Here is a 19730-nt window from a genome sequence, read left to right on the forward strand (position 1 = left end):
TCTGGGCAAAGGGGACGGATTTATTTAATTGACCTAGCTGGAGTTTTTAAATCTAATATTTAAACAAATCCGTCACTTTTACGTCCTAAATAAATCCTTGCCCTTTACGTTAAAGAGCAACTCTGCCAGCATTAAAACGTGGATTGCCCCCTATTTTCCAAAACGTGTGCAGATAGATAAACACTCAACTTATCAGACAAGCCTATCCGTTCAATATAAGCAACAATATATACAGCAGAGCTCTCGTCCGCCTCACATACCGGCTCAGACATTTGCTCTTGTAGCCCTACAATCTTATAGGCCTTATTGGCAAAAAAACCGATCACCAACAATATTAAAATTAAACTATTTTGTTCTACGCTTTCAGATGCAAAATTTCCTTCTGCCAGCGGTCCGCTCTGCATATCATCGGAGTCTAGATAATATGCTAATTCATCAGCACTGAGCCCTCGATCAGACAACCATCGCCAACACTTATCAACTGCCTCCTGACATTTTTTTTGCGTATCACTCGCCGAGTCAAGGTTACGTAGAGCATAATCAAGCAACAGAAGGAAAATTGAGGCTTTCTTTACCCACATCATACTGTCAATGACTTTAAGCGCTTCTTCATTGTCCATTAACTATTCTCCCATCTTTAACTAGGACTGTTAGACGATTTGGCATTGCTGCCCCTCCCTCAGCGGTAACTCTTAGCAGAAGAGTAGGATAGCGCTGACTGAATTGTTTAACCACCCCATTCAGGTCACTATTACCCGTCAAACCTGCACTACACTTATTACAGATACCACTTGCATTTGGTTAAAGGGGACGGATTTATTTAATTAACTCATAAGAAATTTTTAATATTTAAATAAATCCGCCCCCTTTACGCTGTTATATCATCGACCGAGAAATAGGGGGTCAGACCACTATTAATACTTTAATTAGAAAACCGTGGCCTGAACCCTATTTCCCGCGCCCGATTCTCGCTCTAATTCACGCGTTAAACAAAACTTCTCTCAGCAAGTCCTGCCTCTCTGCCTGAGCCCCTACGGCTGCAGTGAAGCACTGATTATAGGCAGCAATCTTCAAAACGCCGCCCAAATCTTCTACTGCAAAGCAGTCGATATCCATTAACTTCTTTTCGTCGACACCCACTAACTGAAGCAAGGATTTGCTTACCCACATGAAAGCGCCAACCGCCTCAATGTAGCCGTTTCTTAAAACCCAACGCCCAGGATTTTTTGATATATCTACGACCTCTTGGGTCAGCGGAAAAGGCAGCCCATTACTTTTCTTGGGCAGATGAGCGTGTTCGACGCGCTCAACTTCAAAGAGCGTAAGACTCTCGGCATTTTGCCATCGATCATACTCGGCGTCGTAAATTCGAGCCTGAACAAAGCCGGGCTCATCGATTAAAGCTTCAATCAAGGTCTGTGCAACTTCAATCGAATTCGCCAGGTGTTTCATATCAAGCCGATAAAACGCTTTATCTGCCACATACGAAAACTCGACAGAACCGTTTGCCAGCTCAATAAAAAAACTCTGACACTTGTTTTTCTCCAAGTAATTCGAAACGTCCGCCAACCCTATTTTCTTGCCGGTAAAGCCATCAATGACGGTATCCTCATTAAAGTTTTTGAGCTGTTGTATTAGCCGCCCCCATACAACTGAAGCGCCATCATGTAGCCTCTCGCTAAAGACAATTTCAATTTCAGCCATATGATTAGCCACCGAACTCTTTAATAATCACAGTAATATTACGTTGCTTTCCATACTCTATAAGCTTGCTCGCGTCAGCCATTCCGCCCGGTTGAACTCGGATGTCCAAAATTTTCGTTGCCGGTACGCCATCCACGGTAATTTTTGAACTTTGCAAGGTGTCCATATGGGTTCTCATGTCATAAGACCACCCTTTACCTCGGGTATCAATCGTTTTCAAACTCACCACATTGGGTCAAAGGGGACGGATTTATTTAATCAACTCATCTGGATTTTTAAATATTTAAATAAATCCGTCCCCTTTACGCACTTGGTATTTTTCCGTAAGGGTTCGCAGCATTTGCGTTGACAAATATCTTTCCACCAGGCTCAACCACGCGAGTAGCTTCCGGAAGAAAATCCATCATTGAGTTAGTACCACCTGCACTCTTGGGAATGAATGGGTTACTAGCAACAATCTCTCCCACCGAACTATCCTTGAAAGGAAGTTTCGTTGCGTCCGCTCGAATACCAGACTGAATATCTGCTCGGACATCCACGTTTATAGCACCAGGAGTTTGAGCATTCTTCCCACCAAATAACTCAACAGTGGGTTTCCCACCAGAACTAGCTAATTCTCCTGTCGCTTTTGCACCGAGCCTTTCTCAACCATTTTTTAAACGCAGAATCGTTATTCAACTGAAAGACATTATTCTTTTTTCTAAGAAATCGATAAAGTTTTTCGCATACAAACTAGAAGTTTGATCAGAAAGTTCAAGCCTATAAACAGGATACTCTCCATCATTAAGACCATCGTCCGTGGCAAAATAAAATGATTCCCCTGCACCCGGCGGTTCGCAGATAAATAGCCTCTCCTTCCCACACAACCCATTTCGACCGTTAACGATTGACATATAAACGATATCCCCCCCCCTTACACTATCAAAATCCATTTCGTAGATACTATAAATCTCCTCCCCAGATATTTCCCCGCCAGAATAACACTTCAGCCACCATTTATAGCTATCAGGCAACTTCAACCCAAGACGAGCTTCAGCTTTATAAATCCACTCATCAGCAATCCCGTCACCATAATCAGCAAACTCAACGTAATCCGACTCTTTAATAAGATTAATTATTCTCGAATAATCCACGCCTAATTACTCCCCGCTCCGAGCCCGCAACTTCCAATAATCCGACTGATAAGAGTTAAACTCTTTAGCCTGCTTTGTCAATGTTTTTGCATTCAAATCCGTAGGAACTGAAACATAGTCAGTCGTAGGGTTTCTGTATTCTGCAGAGTCTTTGTAACGAGTATACCTAAAGCTTTGAGCGGCATTGGATGGGACATGAAGAACACTGCTATTCTGGCTATGGAAAACAGAACCAACTTCTGCAAGTGAACCACGAGTACCAGCGAATCCATTAACTTCAGTTTGCGAGAGATGATGTAACTCAACTGATTTCCCATCATACCCAATTGGTGCTCGACCCGAGGCCATCCTCTCAAGGTTTGAGCCTTCAACAGTTTTACCTCGTACTCTCCAGGTCGATAGGGCCTCTGGGTCAAAGAGGTCGTTACGTTGATAAACAGTCCTATCTAGAACTGTTGTTTTATTCCAAAAAACATCAACTTTAGGCGTCGTACTTGCAACATTACTACCCGCCGTCGTGCCCGTACCAGCAGAACCTAGCCCTTTTGCACCACTGGCAAGCTCTCCAGCTAACTTACCATTAAAGTATTTACTCGCGCCGCCAAACAGAGCCGCCTGAGCTGCGGATTTCGCCGTGCTCCATGCCAGGTCAGACGTTACGCTCGACTCTCCTGGAAAGGTTTCCGGAAAGAAAGAAGCTAGCACTCGGTCGGGCTCATTGGATTTAAAATCCGCCGTAATCCGGCTAGCAGAATCCCATGCCCCCACCATCGAGGTGGTGCCAAGCGCTCCTAAGCCGATGGGTAAGGCACAGGTAACAACGCCAACACATGCGGGTGACGACATCACCATCCCGGTATATGCAGTAGCCCCTCCGACTAGGCCAAGGGCAGTGTCTTTGCTTGCTCCAACGACCTGCACCGCCTTGCCGTGAGCATTGAGCGTATCGTCGCTCCAATCCTGCCAACTACGGCCACCAAACTGGCCGGTCGCCTCAAGTAACGCGATCTCCTCACTAAAAGTGGCGCCGCGATCCTGAAGTGCCTTGAAGTCCTTATAGGTTTCATCGTTGGTCGGGATCGACTCTGCGCAACTAACCAAAGCGCAGGCCGCCGCATTCAAACGATCAGCCTTTTCCGGATGGAACCGTCGCTGTTCATCCAACGCATCGGCTTGAGACTTGTGAAGCTGGTGGTTGTACTGCGTGGCATTTTTCGCCACCCAGCCACCCTTCTCCAATTTGCTAGCATCTGCATCTTTTTGTGTGGCCGCAGCTAAAACACCGACCAGTTGAGAACTCATGGACAACAATGTCTTGTCGCCCTTCACGATGTCGTTAAGCTGTACGACCAGTGCCTCATTGGCGCCGGCTGCCAATGCGCCTGTACGGAAATCTCCACCCGTTGCTTCGGCCAAGAGGCCACCGACCATCGCATGAATCGCGATCTTGGGAATTGAACCGTTTTCGATGTTCCACTTTTTCGTGTAGTCGCCGACGGCATTGAAGCTGGCCGCTGCCAGGGTATTGAATAGCGCAGTTTTCAGCGCCTCACTCCCACTGCCGCCCTGCCCCAATGCTTTACTCAACAGCGTTGAAGTACCGCCTTGCAATGTCTGGTTCGCGGCAAACTGCCCTACACCAGTCCATGTGTTGAGCTGTGGCCCCGTTATTTGCTTAGTCGCCTGATCAGTATGAGTTCCGGTCCAGCCATCAAAATAAGCTGCGGTCAATCCAGCGGTCACACCGGAAATCGTATACCCCTTCAAAGCATCCGAAGAGGTGACATCCTTGAACACCGCCCCTAAGTTGCCACGATTATTAACGACACTAACCGTCGCATTGGTCGCAGCGCCTGCCGCTACGGCTCCCGCACCTGCCGCGACAGCGACGCCTGCTCCAGCACCTGCAGCCGCAGTCATTGCCAACGGCCCGACAAATGCGGCCATCAGAATTGCTATTACAATCTGCGAGCCCGCACCTAAACCGGAGTTACTGTATTTGAAGCTATCGTGGATCTCTTTGACTTGGCGCCAGTCCACGTCACCGCGCTTTTCAGCATCCTTGAGCCAAGCCAGATTCGGATCGGCTTTGACCATGGTATCGATGGTCTGACTAACGGTTTGCTGATCGATCTGCCTGACATCAATCTTCAATCCGTCGACAGCTTTGATAACGACCTGCCCTTGAGCGATCATTTCACTCTGGCGCAGCGTTTCGTCAGTGTTGCCTTTACCTTTGGCGCTGAACCAAGCGAGGTCACCCTTGCTCTTGGTATGGCTCTCGTCATGAAGGTCTTTGACGCCTTCAAAGACGATGGCCCCGCCACTGTTAAGAATGATGTCATTACCACTATCAAGCTTCGCGACCTGGTAACGCTGGTCACCTTCGCTGATCAACGTGAGGTTGCCGCCAGTCTTGATCTCGGTCCCAACGTTCGTGGTGCGGGTTACTTCGTCTCGCTGCTCTTTCTTCGCGCCCCAGCCACCGTTCTCCTTCATGTCATACAACGTATGAGTACTGTTCTGCGCCGCCAGCAAATTCAACTTATCCCCGCTATACAGATAAGCCTCATTCCCCGCACTGATCTTGCTCGCCACCAGCGTGGTGTCGCGCCCGGCCTGGCTCGTAAAGTCCCTGCCCGCCGTCAGCACACTGGCTAACTGCGTGGTCTGCTCATCCGCGGTCTTAATGCGTTTCTTGCCGTCTTTTTCCTTGCCTTCGACGTTGTGCACATCGCTGACAGACGCCACGTTGAAATCGCGCCCGGCCTGAATGTTCAGGTCCTTACCCGCGGTGGCGTTGCTGCCGATGATGTTGACGTCTTGCCCCGCCACCATGCTCAGGTTGCCACCGGCCGTGACCGTGGCCGCTTGGTTTTTCACGTCGGTGGTGATGCTGGATTTGTGCCCGCCGTCGCTGAAGGCGTGGATCTCGCTGGTGTCGCTGACGGCGATCAGGTTGAGGTCGCGCCCGGCTTTCAGGTCGGCATCGCCGCCGGCGGTGAGTGCACCGTGGTTGGTGAGGTCGCGGCCAGCGTCGATGGCCAGGTTTTCGCGGGCGGTGATGGTGCCGGCGCTGCTGTCGGTGAGGGTGCGCATGCCGGCACCCTGGCGCACCTGGATGGCGGTGTTGTCGTTGGTGATGTCGCCCTTCAGGGTGGTGAGGCTGACCTGGGTGCCGCGTATCTCGCCAGCCATGGAATTGCGGATGCTGTCCTGGGCCAGCAGGCTGAGGTTGTTGCCGGCCTCGATCAGGCCGCCGGTGTAGAGGCTGCCGCTGCTGGCCACTGAGAGGTTGTTGCTGGCGCGCAGGGTGCCGACGTTGATCAGGTCGCCGCCGGTCATCAGGTTGAGGTCGCGGCCCTGGATCAGGCTGTTGCCGCGCACGTTGCGGGAGTCGGCCTGGGCCAGGTAGAGCACCGGCACGAGCACGGTCTGGCCGTCGACCACGCGGTTTTCCATCCACACGATGTCGTGGGTCAGGGCGCCGACTTGCTGGTCAGTGAGGGATACGCCGACGCTCAGGCGCAAGGCGTCCTTGCTGGCCAGGGCGTTGTCCATCAGGTAGCGGAACTGGTCGTAGTCGCTGGTCAGGCCACCGGCGAGGAAGCGTTGCCCGGTTTGCGCCAGCACGGCATCGCGGATCAGCCGTGACTCGTATTGCCCGTCACCCAGGCGACGCCAGGCGTTGTCGGGGCTGTAGCCGAGCTTGCCGAGCATGTAGTCGGAGCTGAAGAAGCCCGCCACAGTGGTGAGGTTCGGGTTGGTCTCGATCAGGTAGTGGCTGGTGGGGTCGGCGTTTTTGATGAACAGGCCGTAGTCGCCCTTGGGCAACTGGAAGCCGGGCGCGGTGGTGGGGTCGACCGGGGTGAAGGACTCGCCGGTGTAGTCCACGGGTACGTAGCGGCCGTCGGGCGCGATGCTGGTCACCGGCAATACGCTGCTTGGCGCCTGGGCGGTGGCGTCGTTGACGTGCTTGCTCAGGTTGATGTTGATGCCGCCGACGGGGATGCCGGTCTGGTCGTCACCGAGGGTGCCGGTCAGTTGCTCCAGGGTGTTCGTGTGCAACGTGCCATTTTGCAAGGTGCGCGCAACGTTGAGGTTGACCGCGCCACCGGCCTGTATCGTCGCGGTGTAGCCCGGGCCGCCGTTGTCGGTCCAGGTGGTGACGTTGCTTTGTTCGGAGAAACGCCAGTCGCTCGACCGGGCCTTGAGCACCTCAAAGCGTGCTTCATCGAAATTACCCGCTGCCACCGCTGCGTTGAAGGCGGGTACGTCGATGTATTCCATCCGGTCCCACTCATCGGTGTCGATGCGCTGCGGGGTGCCGATGACGATGGTGTTCTGCCCGGTGCGAGTCGCGGCGCCCTGGTTGAGCAGGTCGTTGGCGGTGATGCTCAGGTTGCCATTCGCCGCCAGCAGGCTATAGCGGTTCTGGACGTTGTCGCCCTGGATCAGCAGGTCTTTGCCCGCCACCAGGCGTGCAGAGGCCGAGTCCTTGATCGCGGATTCAAGGTAGGTCTGGTTGATGGTGATTTGACCGCGCTTGAACGAGTCGTGCCCGCCGCAGTGCTGGCCGCACTGCCAATTGAGGCTGCCGGTGGTGACGGTATGGCCCAACTCGAATTCAGCCTTGGCGTTTTCCACATTCCGCGCACTGATGCCGATATTGCCTTCGCTTTCAACCGTACCGGAAAGGTTGCTGAAGCCCGCCGCCATGCCGCCATCGAGCGCCGCGAAACTCAGGTTGCCCTTGCTGTAGACGTCGCCGTACAGGTTGCTGAAGCTGTTCCCGCGCAGGGTCAGATCGCCGCCGCTGAACAGCAGCGTGTCGGCGCTATTGCTGATGCCATTGCTGGCGCTGAGGTTGACGTTGCCTTGTGAACCGAGGGTGCCGCGGTTGTTGATGTGTGCGGCGGCAATGTCGAGTTGCTGGCGTGCGGTGAGGTAGCCTAGGTTATCCAGCGTACCGCCCAGGGTGATGCGGGTGGTGGTGCCGCCGGCCAAACGCCCGCCGTTCTGGCTGAGGTTGTTGGCGACCACGCTCAGTTTTTGCTGGGCCGAAAGGCGGCCACTGTTGGTCATGTCGCCGGTCAGGTTGACAGTCAGGTCACCGTCGCTGAGCAACTCGCCCGCGTTATCCAGGCTGGCGACATCCAGGGTCAGACCCTTGGCGCTGGCCAAGCGGTCGCCGGCCTTGAGGCTCAGGCCCTGGGTGCTGGTGTAGTGCAAGGCTTCATTGAGTTGCACACGGCCGAGGCCATCGACCCGGCCGAACGACCAGTCGGCGGTGCCCAGGCCATTGATGGTGCCCTGGCTGCCGCTGAGGCTGCTGGTATTGAGGCTGAACACGCCGGTGCCAGCGTGCTGCAGTTGCCCGGCCTGGTTATTCAGATGCCCGGCGCTGAGGCTGAAGGCCTGGCTGCCGAATTCAAGAATGCCGTTCTGGTTATTCAGTTGGTCGGTGACCGTCAGGGTGCTGCTGGCGCCTTCCATCGCCCGCAGTTGGCCACCCGCGCTGTTGTCGAGGTTGCCGCCATTGAAGGTCAGGCCCTGGTTGGACTCAATCAGGCCGCCTTGGTTGGTCAGTTGGGTACGCGAGGTCAGGCTGAGCTGATTGCCGCTGATCTGGCCGTTGGCGCTGTTGTCCAGGGTGGCGCCGGAGACGGTGACGTGCTCCTTGCCGAACAGTTTGCCGCCCCGGTTGGTCAAGGCCTCGACCGTCAGTTGCAGGTCGCTCTTCAAGGCGGTCAACGCGCCGGCCTTGGTACCGTCTTGGCTGTTGTCGACGCTGTCGGCTGTCACCGTCAAGCTGTCGCCTTGCACGGTGCCGCCCTGGTTGTTCAAGGTGCCCAGCGTCAGGTCGACCGCCGCACCACCGCTGAGGATCATGCCCTGGCGATTGCTCAGGTCCTGGCCGCGGTAGCTCACGCCCTGATTGCCAGCCAGGAGTTGGCCCTGGTCGTTGTCGAGGGTTTGCGCCGCGATATCCAAGCGCTTGCCCCGCAAGGTGCCGCTCTGGTTGTTGAGGGTGGTCAAGGCCTTGACCAGCACACTGCGTTCGGCGGCGTCGATCACACCGTTGGTGTTGGTCAGCAGGTTGCTGATGTTGAGGGTGATGTCGCCGTCATTGCTGACCAGCGCGCCCTTGCTGCTGTTGTCGAGGTCTTGCGCGGTGACAGTGAGGGCCTTGCCCAGCAGGATCCCGGCGCTGTTGCCCAGGCGCTTGCCGGTCAGCAGCAGGTCACCCTCACTTTGAATACGGCCCTGGGTGTTGAGCAATTGGTCGTTCAGCACCACGCTCACACCCGGCACACCACCGGCCAGCAACCCGGCACTGCGGTTGTCGAGGCTGCCGGCGCGCACGTCCAGTTGGTCACCGACGATACGCCCGGCGCGGTTGTCGATCTGCCCGCTTCGCGCATCCAGCAGCAACTGCTTGCCGATGATGGCGCCGCCCTGGTTATCCAGGCTCGCGGCGTGCAGTTCGATGTCGCCCTGGGCGGCCTGCAAGTGACCTTTGGCGTTGTTCAGCTGTTGGGCGACGGTCAAGGTCAACTTGCCGGCATCCGCGCTGAGTACACCTGCGTCGTTGTTGCTGAGGCTGCCGAGGGTAGCGGTGAGTTGCCCACCCACCAGCTTGCCGTCCTGGTTGGCGACGTCACCGGCGCGCAGGTTCAAGTCAGTGCCAGCCTGGGCATGACCCTGGCTGTTGTTGAAGGTGTTGGTGACGGTGAGGTTGAGCGCGCCTTTCTCGGCACTGATCAAGCCCTTGGCACTGTTGTCGAGGCGGGCGGCGTTGACCGTCACGGCGTCGGCAACCAGGAAACCGTTCTGGTTGTTGATCGTGTCCGCTGTCACACCGAGGTTGCCCGCGACAATCTGCCCGCCGGTGTTGTTCAGCGTGCCGCTGTTGAGCGTCAAGCTGCCGCCCGCGACCTGGATATGGCCCTGGCGGTTATCCAGCGAATCGGTTTGCAGCGTTGCCGCCTGATCGGCACCGAAGCGAATCAGCCCGCCGAGGTTGACGATGGCCGGCGCGTTGATCGCCAGCGCTTGCTCGCCATACACCCGCGCGGTGGCGCCCTGGTTGGTCAGTCTGGCACTGTTCAGCGTGACGGTTTTACCCTGGATCACTGCGCCCTGGTTGTTCAGTTCCCGGGTGGCCGTGGCGCTCAGCGAGCGGCTGGCCAGGACGTTGCCGCTGGTGTTCAGGGTTTGCGTATTCACCACCACATCGCCGGTAGCATTGCGGCTGTTATCGGCCTGCACGCCTGCTTCGATGATGCCCGGGTTGGTGACGGTGGTGGCGTTGAGTTCGATGCGTTGGCCAGCGGCCAGGCTCTTCTGGTTGACCAGTTCTTCAGCACTGCTCACCTGCACATTGCCGGCGGCGTAGACCTTGTCGGTCAGGTTCACGTTCTGCGCGGTGACCTTGAGGTTACCGGTGGTCGCCGTCTGCGCCATGCTCAGGCGCCCGTTGGCATCCAGCTGGATATCGCCGCCACTGGCGGCCAGCGTACCGTCGAGTTTCACCCCTACGCCGGCCTCGGTGCCCACCAGTTTGATCGCACCGGCGTACATGCCGCCCAATGCCGAGGAATCGATGGCCAGCTCGGGCTTTGCGCTGCCGTCATCGGCGCGCGCGGTGGCTTTCAGGCTTTTGGCATCGACGTCGTTACGCCCGGCAATGACGGTCAATTCTCGTGCGTTGATCTGCGCATTGATCTTGGCCGAGCGGGTGATGATTTCGAAGCGGTCGACGTTGCTGGCATTCAAGCCTTCGCCGTCAATGGTCACGGCGCCGCCGTCAACCTGGTAGCGCTGCAACTGGCCGCTGGCGTCGAGCACCGGTTTGCCGGTGGTGAGGGTCACGTTGGGGGTGTTGATAAAGCCGCAACCGCTGCACGTGACGCCGTACGGGTTGGCGACGATGACCTTGGCCGACTGGCCCGCCACTTCGGTGTAGCCGCGCAACTGGCTGGGGCTGCCGCCGTTGACTTCGTTGAGGATGACGCTGGCCGCGCCGCCCTTGAGGTTGGGGTTGCCGACGATGTAGCCACCCAGCTGGGTGTTCGTCATGGGGCCGTTGGCGTTGTTGAGGATCACGCCGTTGGGGCCGACGTTGTAGTCCTTGAATTGGTTATGGGACAAGCCACTGCCATTGGGGGTGGCGATGTTCACCACCGGTACGCCATTGCCGGCCTGGCCGACGGTGGTGCCCGGCGCGCTGACCACAATGCCTTCGGCCTGGGCCAGCAGCGGCTGCCAGAACAGCGCGTTGGCCAGGATCAGCACCAAACCGCGCTTGGGCAGGCCGAAGAACGAGTCTCGCGGTTTCAGCGCAGCAGAAGGTTGGCGGGCCAGGAAGGCAAAGTGGCGAACATCCATTGTCATATTCTCGATGTAACGGGGCGTTGAATTACAGGAAGAAATCCATGCGGAAGTAGATCGGCGCTTCGCGCTCGCTCATCACTGCCGGGCGTTCCAGGGAATGGGCAAAGGTCACGCTGGTGCTGACGTATTTGCCACGGGCGAACAGCTCCAACGAGTTGCTCGAGACCCGGCCATGCACTTCACCGTTATAGCGGTCGTTGCTGATCACACCCTGGTCGTAGCCGACGCTGGCGCCGTATTCGGCAAAGGCCGGGCGCATCCAGTCCCAGGTCACCGGGCGCGCCCAGCGCAAGTCGTTGCGCCAGTAGCCGCCGCTGTCGCCGGTGAGCTGCTGGTCTTTGAAACCGCGCACCGAGGCCGAGCCGCCGAGGCTCATGCGCTGGGGGCTGAACAGAATGTCTTCACTGCGTTGGCCGGTGGCCAGGCTGGAGAAACTGAACGACTCACCCCATAGCGTGAATGGCTGCAAGTAGCTGACGGTGGCGGTGTATTTGCGGTAGCGCGCGTTGGGCAGGCGATTGCCGTACTGATCGCGCTCGTTTTCAGCTTGGGCATCGAAGGCGCCGATACCGTTCTGCATGCCCAGGTCGAGGTTGACGAAGGCATTGCCGATGCGGCGACCGTGGTTGATGCCCAGTTGCAGTTCACTGAGGCGGTTGCTGCTGGGCTCGGTGCGCACGTCGAGGATGTAGTTGTTGGTGCGCAGGTGCGACAGGCCGACGTTCACCGAGGTCTTGCTCACGTCGTCACGATGGATCACGCGCTCGGCGCGCAGTTGGTGGTTTTCGTTGTCGCCGTTCTGCTTGAATTTAAAGTCGTTGGTTACGCCAAAGGTGCGGTAATCACTCTCGCTGTAGGTGTAGCTGAAGTTCCACCAGCCCCACGGCACGTTGTAGTAGAGCATGGTGTTTTTCGAGGTTTTCTGGTGGTCGCTGACGGCATCGTGGCCGCCGCGCAACACAAGCTGGTCGGCCAGGCCCAGGGGGCTGTCCCACTCAAGGCCGGCGCCCCACTGTTGTTCGCCGGTGCTTTTCTGCCCGTCGTTATTGCGCGACAGGCTGGCGCGCCAGGGCTTCTGCGGGACATTCCTGACCTGCACTTCACTGCCGCCCACCTGGCTGCCGGGGGTCAGTTCCATTTGCGCCTGCTTGGACGGCAAGCGATTCAACTGGTCCACCAACTGCTCGATTTCCCGCAGGTTGAGCTGCTCGCCGACCTTGCCGGGGAAGGCCATGGCCAGCTCGCGCGGGGACAGGTTGCTGCCGTCGGCGCCCTTCAAGCCTTCGAGCTTGCCTTCCACCACCAACACCTGGAGGTGGCCGGTGGAAAGGTCCTGCTGCGGCAAGTAAGCACGGCTGGTGACCATGCCTTTGTCGATGTAGTAGTCAGTGATCGCCTTGAGCACTTGATTGAGCTGGGACACGCCCAGGCACTGGCCGATATATGGCTTGAGCAGGCGCTCGCGGTCCGGTGCAGACAGGCTGTCGGCGCCCTTGAGTTCGATGTCTTTGATCGGGAAGCAACGGGTGTCAGCCGGGGTGGCAGGCGCTTCGGGCTTGGCTTCTTTGCCGGGCAGTTCCTTGAGGTCTTCAAGGCGCCGGCGCTGTTCTTCCAGCAGACGGTTTTGCCGGTCGCGGATCAGGTCCTGGTCGCCAGGCGTAGGCGCCGCCACCGCACTATTGAGTGCGAAGCAAGTCAGCAGGCAAACGCCCAGCAGCAGCCGAGTCCGTGGCAGTAATAAAGACATGTTCGATCCGTCGAAAAAGCGGGGGCCGGCAAACTAACATCGAACTTCCAGTCGGCCAAGATTCTGGCTTAGTGGGAAGTTATGTTTAACAGGCATATAAGTTGCTGATTATTAACAATAAATAAATCATGCAACGTTTAATTGCTTGCAATTGGAATTTTTATTCCGACAAGCGGTAACAGTTTTGATACACCTCCAATGGTGGCGCTTACAATTGCCATTACTTGGCCATCAATGCGGTATCAAGACTGGTTAGTAGCCAAAAGATGAGAAAAGTTCGCGGTTATTTTGTGAATTGGATCCCATTTTTCGATATCCCGGTTAACCAACCTCCTTGGTCCGCTCCTGCCCCGCTACCAACTTCAACCCTGGCCGCTCCACATGCCGGGACACATGGGCTGTCACTTCCTGCACACCCCCTTCGTGGTCGTTATGAATCACCAGCACACCCGGGCGGCGCAGTTGCTCCAGGTCACCTTCCCCCAGGCTGAAGCTGTCGCTCAAATGCTGGTCGCTCAAGGCCTTGGCCGCCGAGCGCCGCTGGGCAAAGTGCTTGCCACGTCGCTGCTGGTAGCGTGCCCAACTGATCAGCACCATCGCGTTGAACACGGCAATCCACAGGTAGATCTGCAAGGTATCCAGCGCCGCGAAAATCGGCGCATCGATCCGCGGGCCGCCGTGGCTGTCGAGCATCGGCACCAGCCCGCGCACCAGCAGGATAATCAGCCCGGCCCAGGCCAGCAGGGTCAGGAATACGTCGATGGCCCACATCACCGGGCGCTGTTGGGTTCGGATCAGGTTCATGGCTGCACATCCGTAGTGGGGGCTTTGATACCGCGATCCGGGCTGACCCAGCGCGCGCGTTTCTGGTGTTGGCGGAACAACACTTTGGGGAAGCTGACCAGGGTGGTGAACAGGCTCACCAGCCAGAACACCAACGGGTACCAGACGGTCCAGAACAGGGTTTTCCACAGGCCCTTTTCATAGCGCCGGTCGATCATGATGCTCACCGCGAACTGCACCAGGCACACCACCGCCAGCAGCAGGCCGGTGAAGGCCGGCGGCATCAGCGAGTCGACGGCGATGGCGGCAGGCAGCGTCACCACCTTGCCCACGGCCCAGAAAATCACCGAGAGCAAAAAGGTGAAGGCCCAACCGGTGGACAGGCAGTACTCGAACAGCAGCGGCCACAGGTAGCGATGGCGCCATTGCCAGATGCCACGAATATTTTTGAACAGCACTTCAGCGCCGCCCTGGGCCCAGCGCAGGCGTTGCTTCCACAGGCCGCCGAGGGTTTCCGGCATCAGGATCCAGCACAGCGCGCGAGGCTCGTAGAAGATGCTCCAGTGGTCCAGTTGCAGCTTCCAGCTCACGTCGATGTCTTCGGTGATCATGTCGGTGCTCCAGTAGTCGACCCGGTCCAGGGCCGCCCGCCGAAACGCCACCACCACGCCGGAGACGGTGAAGATCCGCCCGAAGACCCGCTGGGTGCGCTTGATCAAGCCGATGATCGAAGAGAACTCGCCTACCTGCACCCGGCCGATCAAGGTGGAGCGCGTGCGAATGCGCGGGTTGCCGGTGACCGCCCCCAGGCGCGGGTTGTCGAGCATCGGCGCCACCAGGTACGCCGCGGTGTTCGGCGAGAGCAACGCATCGCCGTCGATGCACACCAGGTATTCGCTGCGCGCTGCTACCGCGCCCATGCGCAAGGCCACAGCCTTGCCCTGGTTTTGCGCCAGGTGCAGCACCCGCAGGCGCGGCTCTTTCAGGGCCAACGCATCGAGCACGGCGGCGGTGTTGTCGCTGGAGCCATCGTTGATCGCGATCACTTCGATGTTGCGGTATTGCTGGGCCAACGCGGCGCCGATGGTCTCGGCGGCGTTGTCGCCTTCGTTGTAGCAAGGGATCAGGATCGAGATCAGCGGCTCACCGGCGAGTACCGGCGCGGGGGTGTCATCCGCCCACGGCCAGTGGCGCTCCCAGTGCAGCCAGAAGTACAGGCCGCCGGCGATCCACAAGCCGGACATGAACAGTGGATAGAAGAAGACGAAGTCCATCAGGAACTGCCCGGTGACCAGAAAGATCAGGCCCAGGGGCACACCCAATACCAGCGACAACACGATAAGCGCGAGGATTCTGTCGAACATGAGTCAAGGATTCCACTGGTTGGAAAGGGCCGGACGCACGGTTTTCAGATCCGGCGAATTCTCCAGGAAGTTGTCGGGGTAGTAGCCAAAACTGGTCACGCCCTGACGCTTGAGCACGCCCATCCACTCGGCCATTTGTGCACCGTCCAGATCGGGGGCGGCCGAGGTACGCCAGTCCTTGGCTTGCAACTCGAAGACTGTGCGTTGCAGCGCGCCGGGGCGGGCCTTGACGGTGGCCACGAGCTTTTCCAGCCAGGCGTTGGAGCCCTTGAGGTCCTGGCCTTCCATCAGCGGCATGGCCATCGGCGCAGTCCAGTCGTAGCTGGTGAGGAAGTCGTCGAGGTTCTGCGCGAACCAGGCTTCGCTGCCCGGGTTGAGCATCGGTTCGGCGAAGATATTGCGTGCAGTCTGCACCTGCGGGCCGCGCAGCTTGCGGACCTTGGCCGTCAGCTCATGGGTGAAGTCGATCAGGTAGCGGCTCTTGAAACGCGTCCAGCGCTGCATCACCGCAGGGTCGGCGCGCAGGGCTTCGATGGTGTCCGGCAGGCCATTGGCGGCGTAGGCCTTGAGCGCCAGCGGGCTGGCGTCTTCGAAGTCCGACAGCACCGCGTCGTCGTGGAACAGCACGCCGTCGATGGCACTGGTGCGCGCCAGGTCTTCGTAGATCTCACCGATGACCTGCCGCACTTTCGGATCGAACGGCGACAGGCGCTGGTACTGGTCCGGGTCGATGGCGACCTTGCCGGTTTGCGGGTCCCAACGGGTAACGCGGGGCAGCTTCGAATCGAGGGCGAAACTGAGCACCGGCATCCAGGCAAATACGTTCACGTGGGCCCGGGTGCGCAGTTGCCAGGTGACGCGGTTGAACAGGTCGGCGCGCACCGGCAAATGGCGGTTGGGGAAGTACAGCGAACGCACCAGGCCATCGCCCTTGGGGTCGGCGAAAGCCTGCAGGAACACGGTGCTGGCACCCATGTCGACCACACGCTGGATCAGTTTGTCGAGGTTGCGCACCTGCTGTTCCGGGTCCGGGTCGTAGACGTTGTCCAGGTCCACATGCAGCACCCGCAGCGGGGCTTCAGTCTGGGTCGCGACGATGGCGTTGGCGTAGTGTTCGCCGTCCGGGTCGGAGGCCACCAGGAAGCGCGGGCTGCTCATCAGGTTGCCGAGGCTGTCGAGACCGTCTTCCAGGGTCAGGGCCATCTGGTAACCCTGCTCGCCCACCACCGCCAGCGAGGTGCCATCGGCAGCGCCGTAAGGCCACACCCACACGCGCGGCGCCTTGCCGGTGACGGCGCGGATCTTGTTGGAGATCGCCGTCACGTCGGTGCGCATCCGCGCCTGGAACTGGGCTTCGGTTTCGTAGCGATGGGTCGCCGGGTCAAAGCGTCGGGTGGTGGCGGCCGGTTGCAGGTTGCCTTGTGGGTTGGCCAGCACGCCCTTGTGGTTGGCGTCGGTGTGCGCGGCGATTTCCACCAGGCCGGACTGGGCGATCTCGCGCACCTGCTGCCAGGTCAGGAAGTCCGAACGCGGCCGAGGTGTACCGGCGAAGTCCACCGGCTGGTTCAGCGGCGTATCCACCCACGAACCCACCGGCGCCAGCAGCGCGTGCCAGTTGTAGCTGCGCAGGATCGGCATCACACGGGTGTAGAAGCTCGCGTAGCCGTCATCGAAGCTGAGCATGATCGCCTTCGCCGGCAACTCCGGGCCGCCGTTGCGGGCCGCCAAAATCTGGTCGACGGTGACGGGCTGGTAGCCGTTTTCCCGCAGCCACGCCAACTGCTCGATCAAACGTTCGGTGCGCACGGCCACGACAGCCTGATCGGGGTCGCGGTCCTCGATGTCGTGGTAGGCGATACCGAGGAAATGGTTCTTCGGCCACGCCGCTTCGCTGGCAGGCTTGAGCCGCTCGGCGGGTGGGGTGAAAGGTGCGGGTTGCTGGGCGCAAGCGCTGCTCAGCATTAACCCCAGGGCCAACAGGCAACGGGACAAGACGGGCATGATCGGACTCTTCTAGAAGCGGTAGGTGAGGTCGACGATCAGGCGCAGGTCGCTTTCGCGCTCACCGTCATAAGGTCGGCTGATCCAGCTGAGGTTGGCGCCGGTTTCGAGCACGTCGTTCCAGCGAAACCGCTGGCCGTAGCCCACCAGTGCAACGCCGCCGGTACCGTAGTCGCGCTGGCTGTAGGTGCCCGCCCCCACCTGGAACTGCTGGCTCCACTGGGTTTCGTAGCGGTGGTAGAGCACGTGGTTGACGGTGGCCGTGGGCAGCACGCTGAAGTCCGAGCGCGGGTTGAAGTACGGCGTGTCTTCCTTGGTGTTGCGGCTGGTGCCGACTTCCAGGCCCAGGTCGACTTGCACCCCCGGCGAGCTGTACACGCCCTGGCGACCGGTGAGCAGCGCTTCGAGGCGGTTGTTGCCGTCGCTGAAGTGGGACGGGCTCAGGGCCAGTTTCCATTCGCGGCTTTCGTTGGCGCGCCAGCGGATAAACCCGCTGCCGCCGTTGGCAGTAATGTCGGCATTCAGTGCCCGCAGCGGGGTGCTCGCGGAGAGGTAATCGAGACTGCCGCCGTACTGCCATTGGTCATTGATGTCGCGGGCAATCGCGATGCGTGCGCCCTGCTTGTCGCCAAAGCCGTAGGAGTGGTTGGAGACCTCGGCTTCGACGGTCATGTCGCGGGTGCGCCGCTCTACACCGAGGCGCTGCCAACGGTGTTGGCCGGTGCCTTCTTCGAAATCGGCGGTGGCGTAGCCGGCCCCGCCAAACACGCGCCAGTCTTCATCGATGGGCGGGCTGTAGAGCAAGGTTTCGATGCCGAAATCGCGGCTGCCGGACACCGCGCCCGCGCCGTCATCGCCGCCGCCGTTGCTTTTGCCGGTGTAGGCCTCGACGCGCAATTCGGCCATGTCGTGCACATCCCGCAGGCGGCTGAGGCGCTGTACCTGGCGGTTGTCCGGGGCGCGGTCGACCACGTCGTCGGTGAGTGCATCGAGTTGGCGCCACTCCTGCAGATCGAGGGCAGTGTGGCCTTGGGAAACCTCCAGGCCGATGTCGCGCGGGGCCTGGGCTTCGGTTTCCTTGAGGGTGTTTTCGGCGCGCCGTGGCCAGTCGCGGGCACGGTACATATCGGCCTGGGCCAGGCGCAGGCCGATATTGCCCGGGGCCTGTTGCACCAGGGCTTCCAGGCCTTTTTCGCTGGCGGGCAGGTCGGCGCCATAGGTGCCGGCCTGGGCGGCCAATTGTTGGGCGTCCATCCAGGCGTCGTTGGGGTTGCCGATGGGCAAGCCCTTGAGCTCGACCCGGGGTTTCTGGGTGCTCGCCAGGTTGTCGGCGACTTCGCGGGCTTCCACCACTTGATCGTTTTCGAGCAGGGCGTAGAACAGCGCGGTGCTGTCTTCGACGTGATCGCCGGCGTCCGCATCGCTTGCCGCCAGGGCCTGGCGATACAGCGGCGCGGCCTTTTCCGGCTGGCGCTGGTCGAGGTAGGCGGCAGCGACCCAGCGCAGGGCGTAGGTCGGCAGTTGCACGCCTTCGCCCTTCAGCACTTGGTAATCGCGGATCACCTCGGCGGTGCGCGCCCGGGCTTTCAGCGCGCCCAGACGGTCGATGCGCCAGCGCACCACGTCATCATGGGCGTTGGCATCCGGTGTCCAAGTGGTGAGCAGTTGGTCGTAATCCTTGAGGGCACGGTCGGCGATGACGTAGCGCTCTTTTTCACTGCGGGTCGCGAACTCGGCCATGCGCACGCGCTCGGCGGCCAGGTCGCCTTCGAGGCGGCGTTGGGTGACCGGGTCCAACAGGCCAGGGCGCCGGGCAGCGAGGCGCAGGGCCGGTTCCGGCAGGCGCGCACGTTGCAGGGCGACGATGTATTCGCGGGCGACTTCAGGTTTGTTGCCGGCACGCATGAACGCCTGGTCGAATTCGAACAGCGCGTCATAGGTAGAGCCGGCACGGGTCAGTGCGTAACCCAGGGCCATGCGGCGGTCGGCGTCGTCGGGCTTGGCGGCCACCAGGGCGCGGGTGCGCTGCATCGCTTCAGCGGTCTGGCCGGCGTCCGCCTGGGTCAGGGCCAGGCCGAGTTGCAGGTCCGGGTTATTCGGCTCGCGCAGCAACGCCTGGCGATACACGGCAATCGCCGGTTCCCAACGCTGCTGGTTGCGATAGGTGCGGGCGACGGTGGCCAGCGCCTGGGTGGTGAGGGTGCGTGAGCGGCCCTGGGCCTCGTAGACCGTCAGCACCTCGGCGTCCTGGCGCGCCCAGCTGGCAATCAACAGGTGATCGCTGACCTGCCCCGGCGTCTGGCGCTCGGCGGGCATTTGGCGCAACAGGTTGAGGGCCGGACCATAGTTGCCACTGCGGGCCTGGTTGATCAGCGAATCATAGGCCGCATCGGCCGATGCCACGACGGGCCAGAGCAGTTGGCTGCACAGGGCCAGGCGGATAAACGGATGAATATTACGCGACATGTCGTCAGCTTCCTCACCAGGGAAAGCTGTAGCGATAAGTTCACCTGCACGACACTCCAGGCGGCCGGCATCTGATGACGCGGCCAAGCTTTCCCGGGGCGCAATATCCTTGAGGGGGGTACAAAAAAGGCCAAT

Annotated in this window: 11 protein-coding genes; all 11 read right to left on the reverse strand. The window is 59.4% G+C overall.

Features of this window, described 5'->3' with window-relative positions; genetic code table 11:
• Positions 1-131: 131 nt before the first annotated feature.
• The 11 genes from HX814_RS26845 to pgaA all read right to left on the reverse strand — a co-directional run bounded on the left by HX814_RS26845 (position 132) and on the right by pgaA (position 19595).
• Positions 132-620 (reverse strand): Imm6 family immunity protein, encoded by a 489-nt coding sequence (locus HX814_RS26845; RefSeq protein WP_008433671.1) that lies wholly within the window; start codon positions 618-620, stop codon positions 132-134.
• A gap of 358 nt (positions 621-978) precedes the next feature.
• Positions 979-1704 (reverse strand): hypothetical protein, encoded by a 726-nt coding sequence (locus HX814_RS26850; protein WP_008433670.1) that lies wholly within the window; start codon positions 1702-1704, stop codon positions 979-981.
• Between the two features lie 4 nt (positions 1705-1708).
• Positions 1709-1870 (reverse strand): hypothetical protein, encoded by a 162-nt coding sequence (locus tag HX814_RS26855; RefSeq protein ID WP_008433669.1) that lies wholly within the window; start codon positions 1868-1870, stop codon positions 1709-1711.
• Positions 1871-2006: 136 nt separating this feature from the next.
• A complete protein-coding gene (locus HX814_RS26860; protein WP_256579544.1) occupies positions 2007-2243 on the reverse strand; it encodes a methyltransferase domain-containing protein in 237 nt (78 codons plus the stop codon).
• A 135-nt stretch (positions 2244-2378) separates the two neighbouring features.
• On the reverse strand, positions 2379-2837 hold the full coding sequence (locus HX814_RS26865) for an SMI1/KNR4 family protein (protein WP_008433668.1): 459 nt from the start codon (positions 2835-2837) through the stop codon (positions 2379-2381).
• 6 nt (positions 2838-2843) lie between these two features.
• Entirely contained in the window at positions 2844-11228 is an 8385-nt protein-coding gene (locus HX814_RS26870; protein WP_177009320.1) for a DUF637 domain-containing protein, read from the reverse strand.
• A 31-nt stretch (positions 11229-11259) separates the two neighbouring features.
• Positions 11260-12981, reverse strand: a complete 1722-nt coding sequence (locus HX814_RS26875; protein WP_177009321.1) for a ShlB/FhaC/HecB family hemolysin secretion/activation protein — start codon at positions 12979-12981, stop codon at positions 11260-11262.
• Positions 12982-13302: 321 nt separating this feature from the next.
• The gene (gene pgaD, locus HX814_RS26880) at positions 13303-13785 is read right to left on the reverse strand and encodes a poly-beta-1,6-N-acetyl-D-glucosamine biosynthesis protein PgaD (protein ID WP_008433665.1); all 483 of its coding nucleotides are present in this window, start codon (positions 13783-13785) and stop codon (positions 13303-13305) included.
• Positions 13782-15128: a poly-beta-1,6-N-acetyl-D-glucosamine synthase gene (pgaC, locus tag HX814_RS26885; RefSeq protein ID WP_003218180.1), complete on the reverse strand. Its 1347-nt coding sequence runs from the start codon at positions 15126-15128 to the stop codon at positions 13782-13784. Before pgaC ends, pgaD begins: the two co-directional genes overlap by 4 nt.
• Before the next feature lie 3 nt (positions 15129-15131).
• Positions 15132-17129 carry a poly-beta-1,6-N-acetyl-D-glucosamine N-deacetylase PgaB gene (gene pgaB, locus HX814_RS26890; protein ID WP_008433662.1) on the reverse strand — a complete coding sequence of 666 codons (1998 nt, stop codon included), beginning with the start codon at positions 17127-17129 and terminating at the stop codon, positions 15132-15134.
• 12 nt (positions 17130-17141) lie between these two features.
• Positions 17142-19595 carry a poly-beta-1,6 N-acetyl-D-glucosamine export porin PgaA gene (gene pgaA, locus HX814_RS26895; protein ID WP_177009322.1) on the reverse strand — a complete coding sequence of 818 codons (2454 nt, stop codon included), beginning with the start codon at positions 19593-19595 and terminating at the stop codon, positions 17142-17144.
• Positions 19596-19730 lie beyond the last annotated feature (135 nt).

This window comes from Pseudomonas sp. C8002, assembly GCF_013385765.1.
GTDB lineage: Bacteria > Pseudomonadota > Gammaproteobacteria > Pseudomonadales > Pseudomonadaceae > Aquipseudomonas.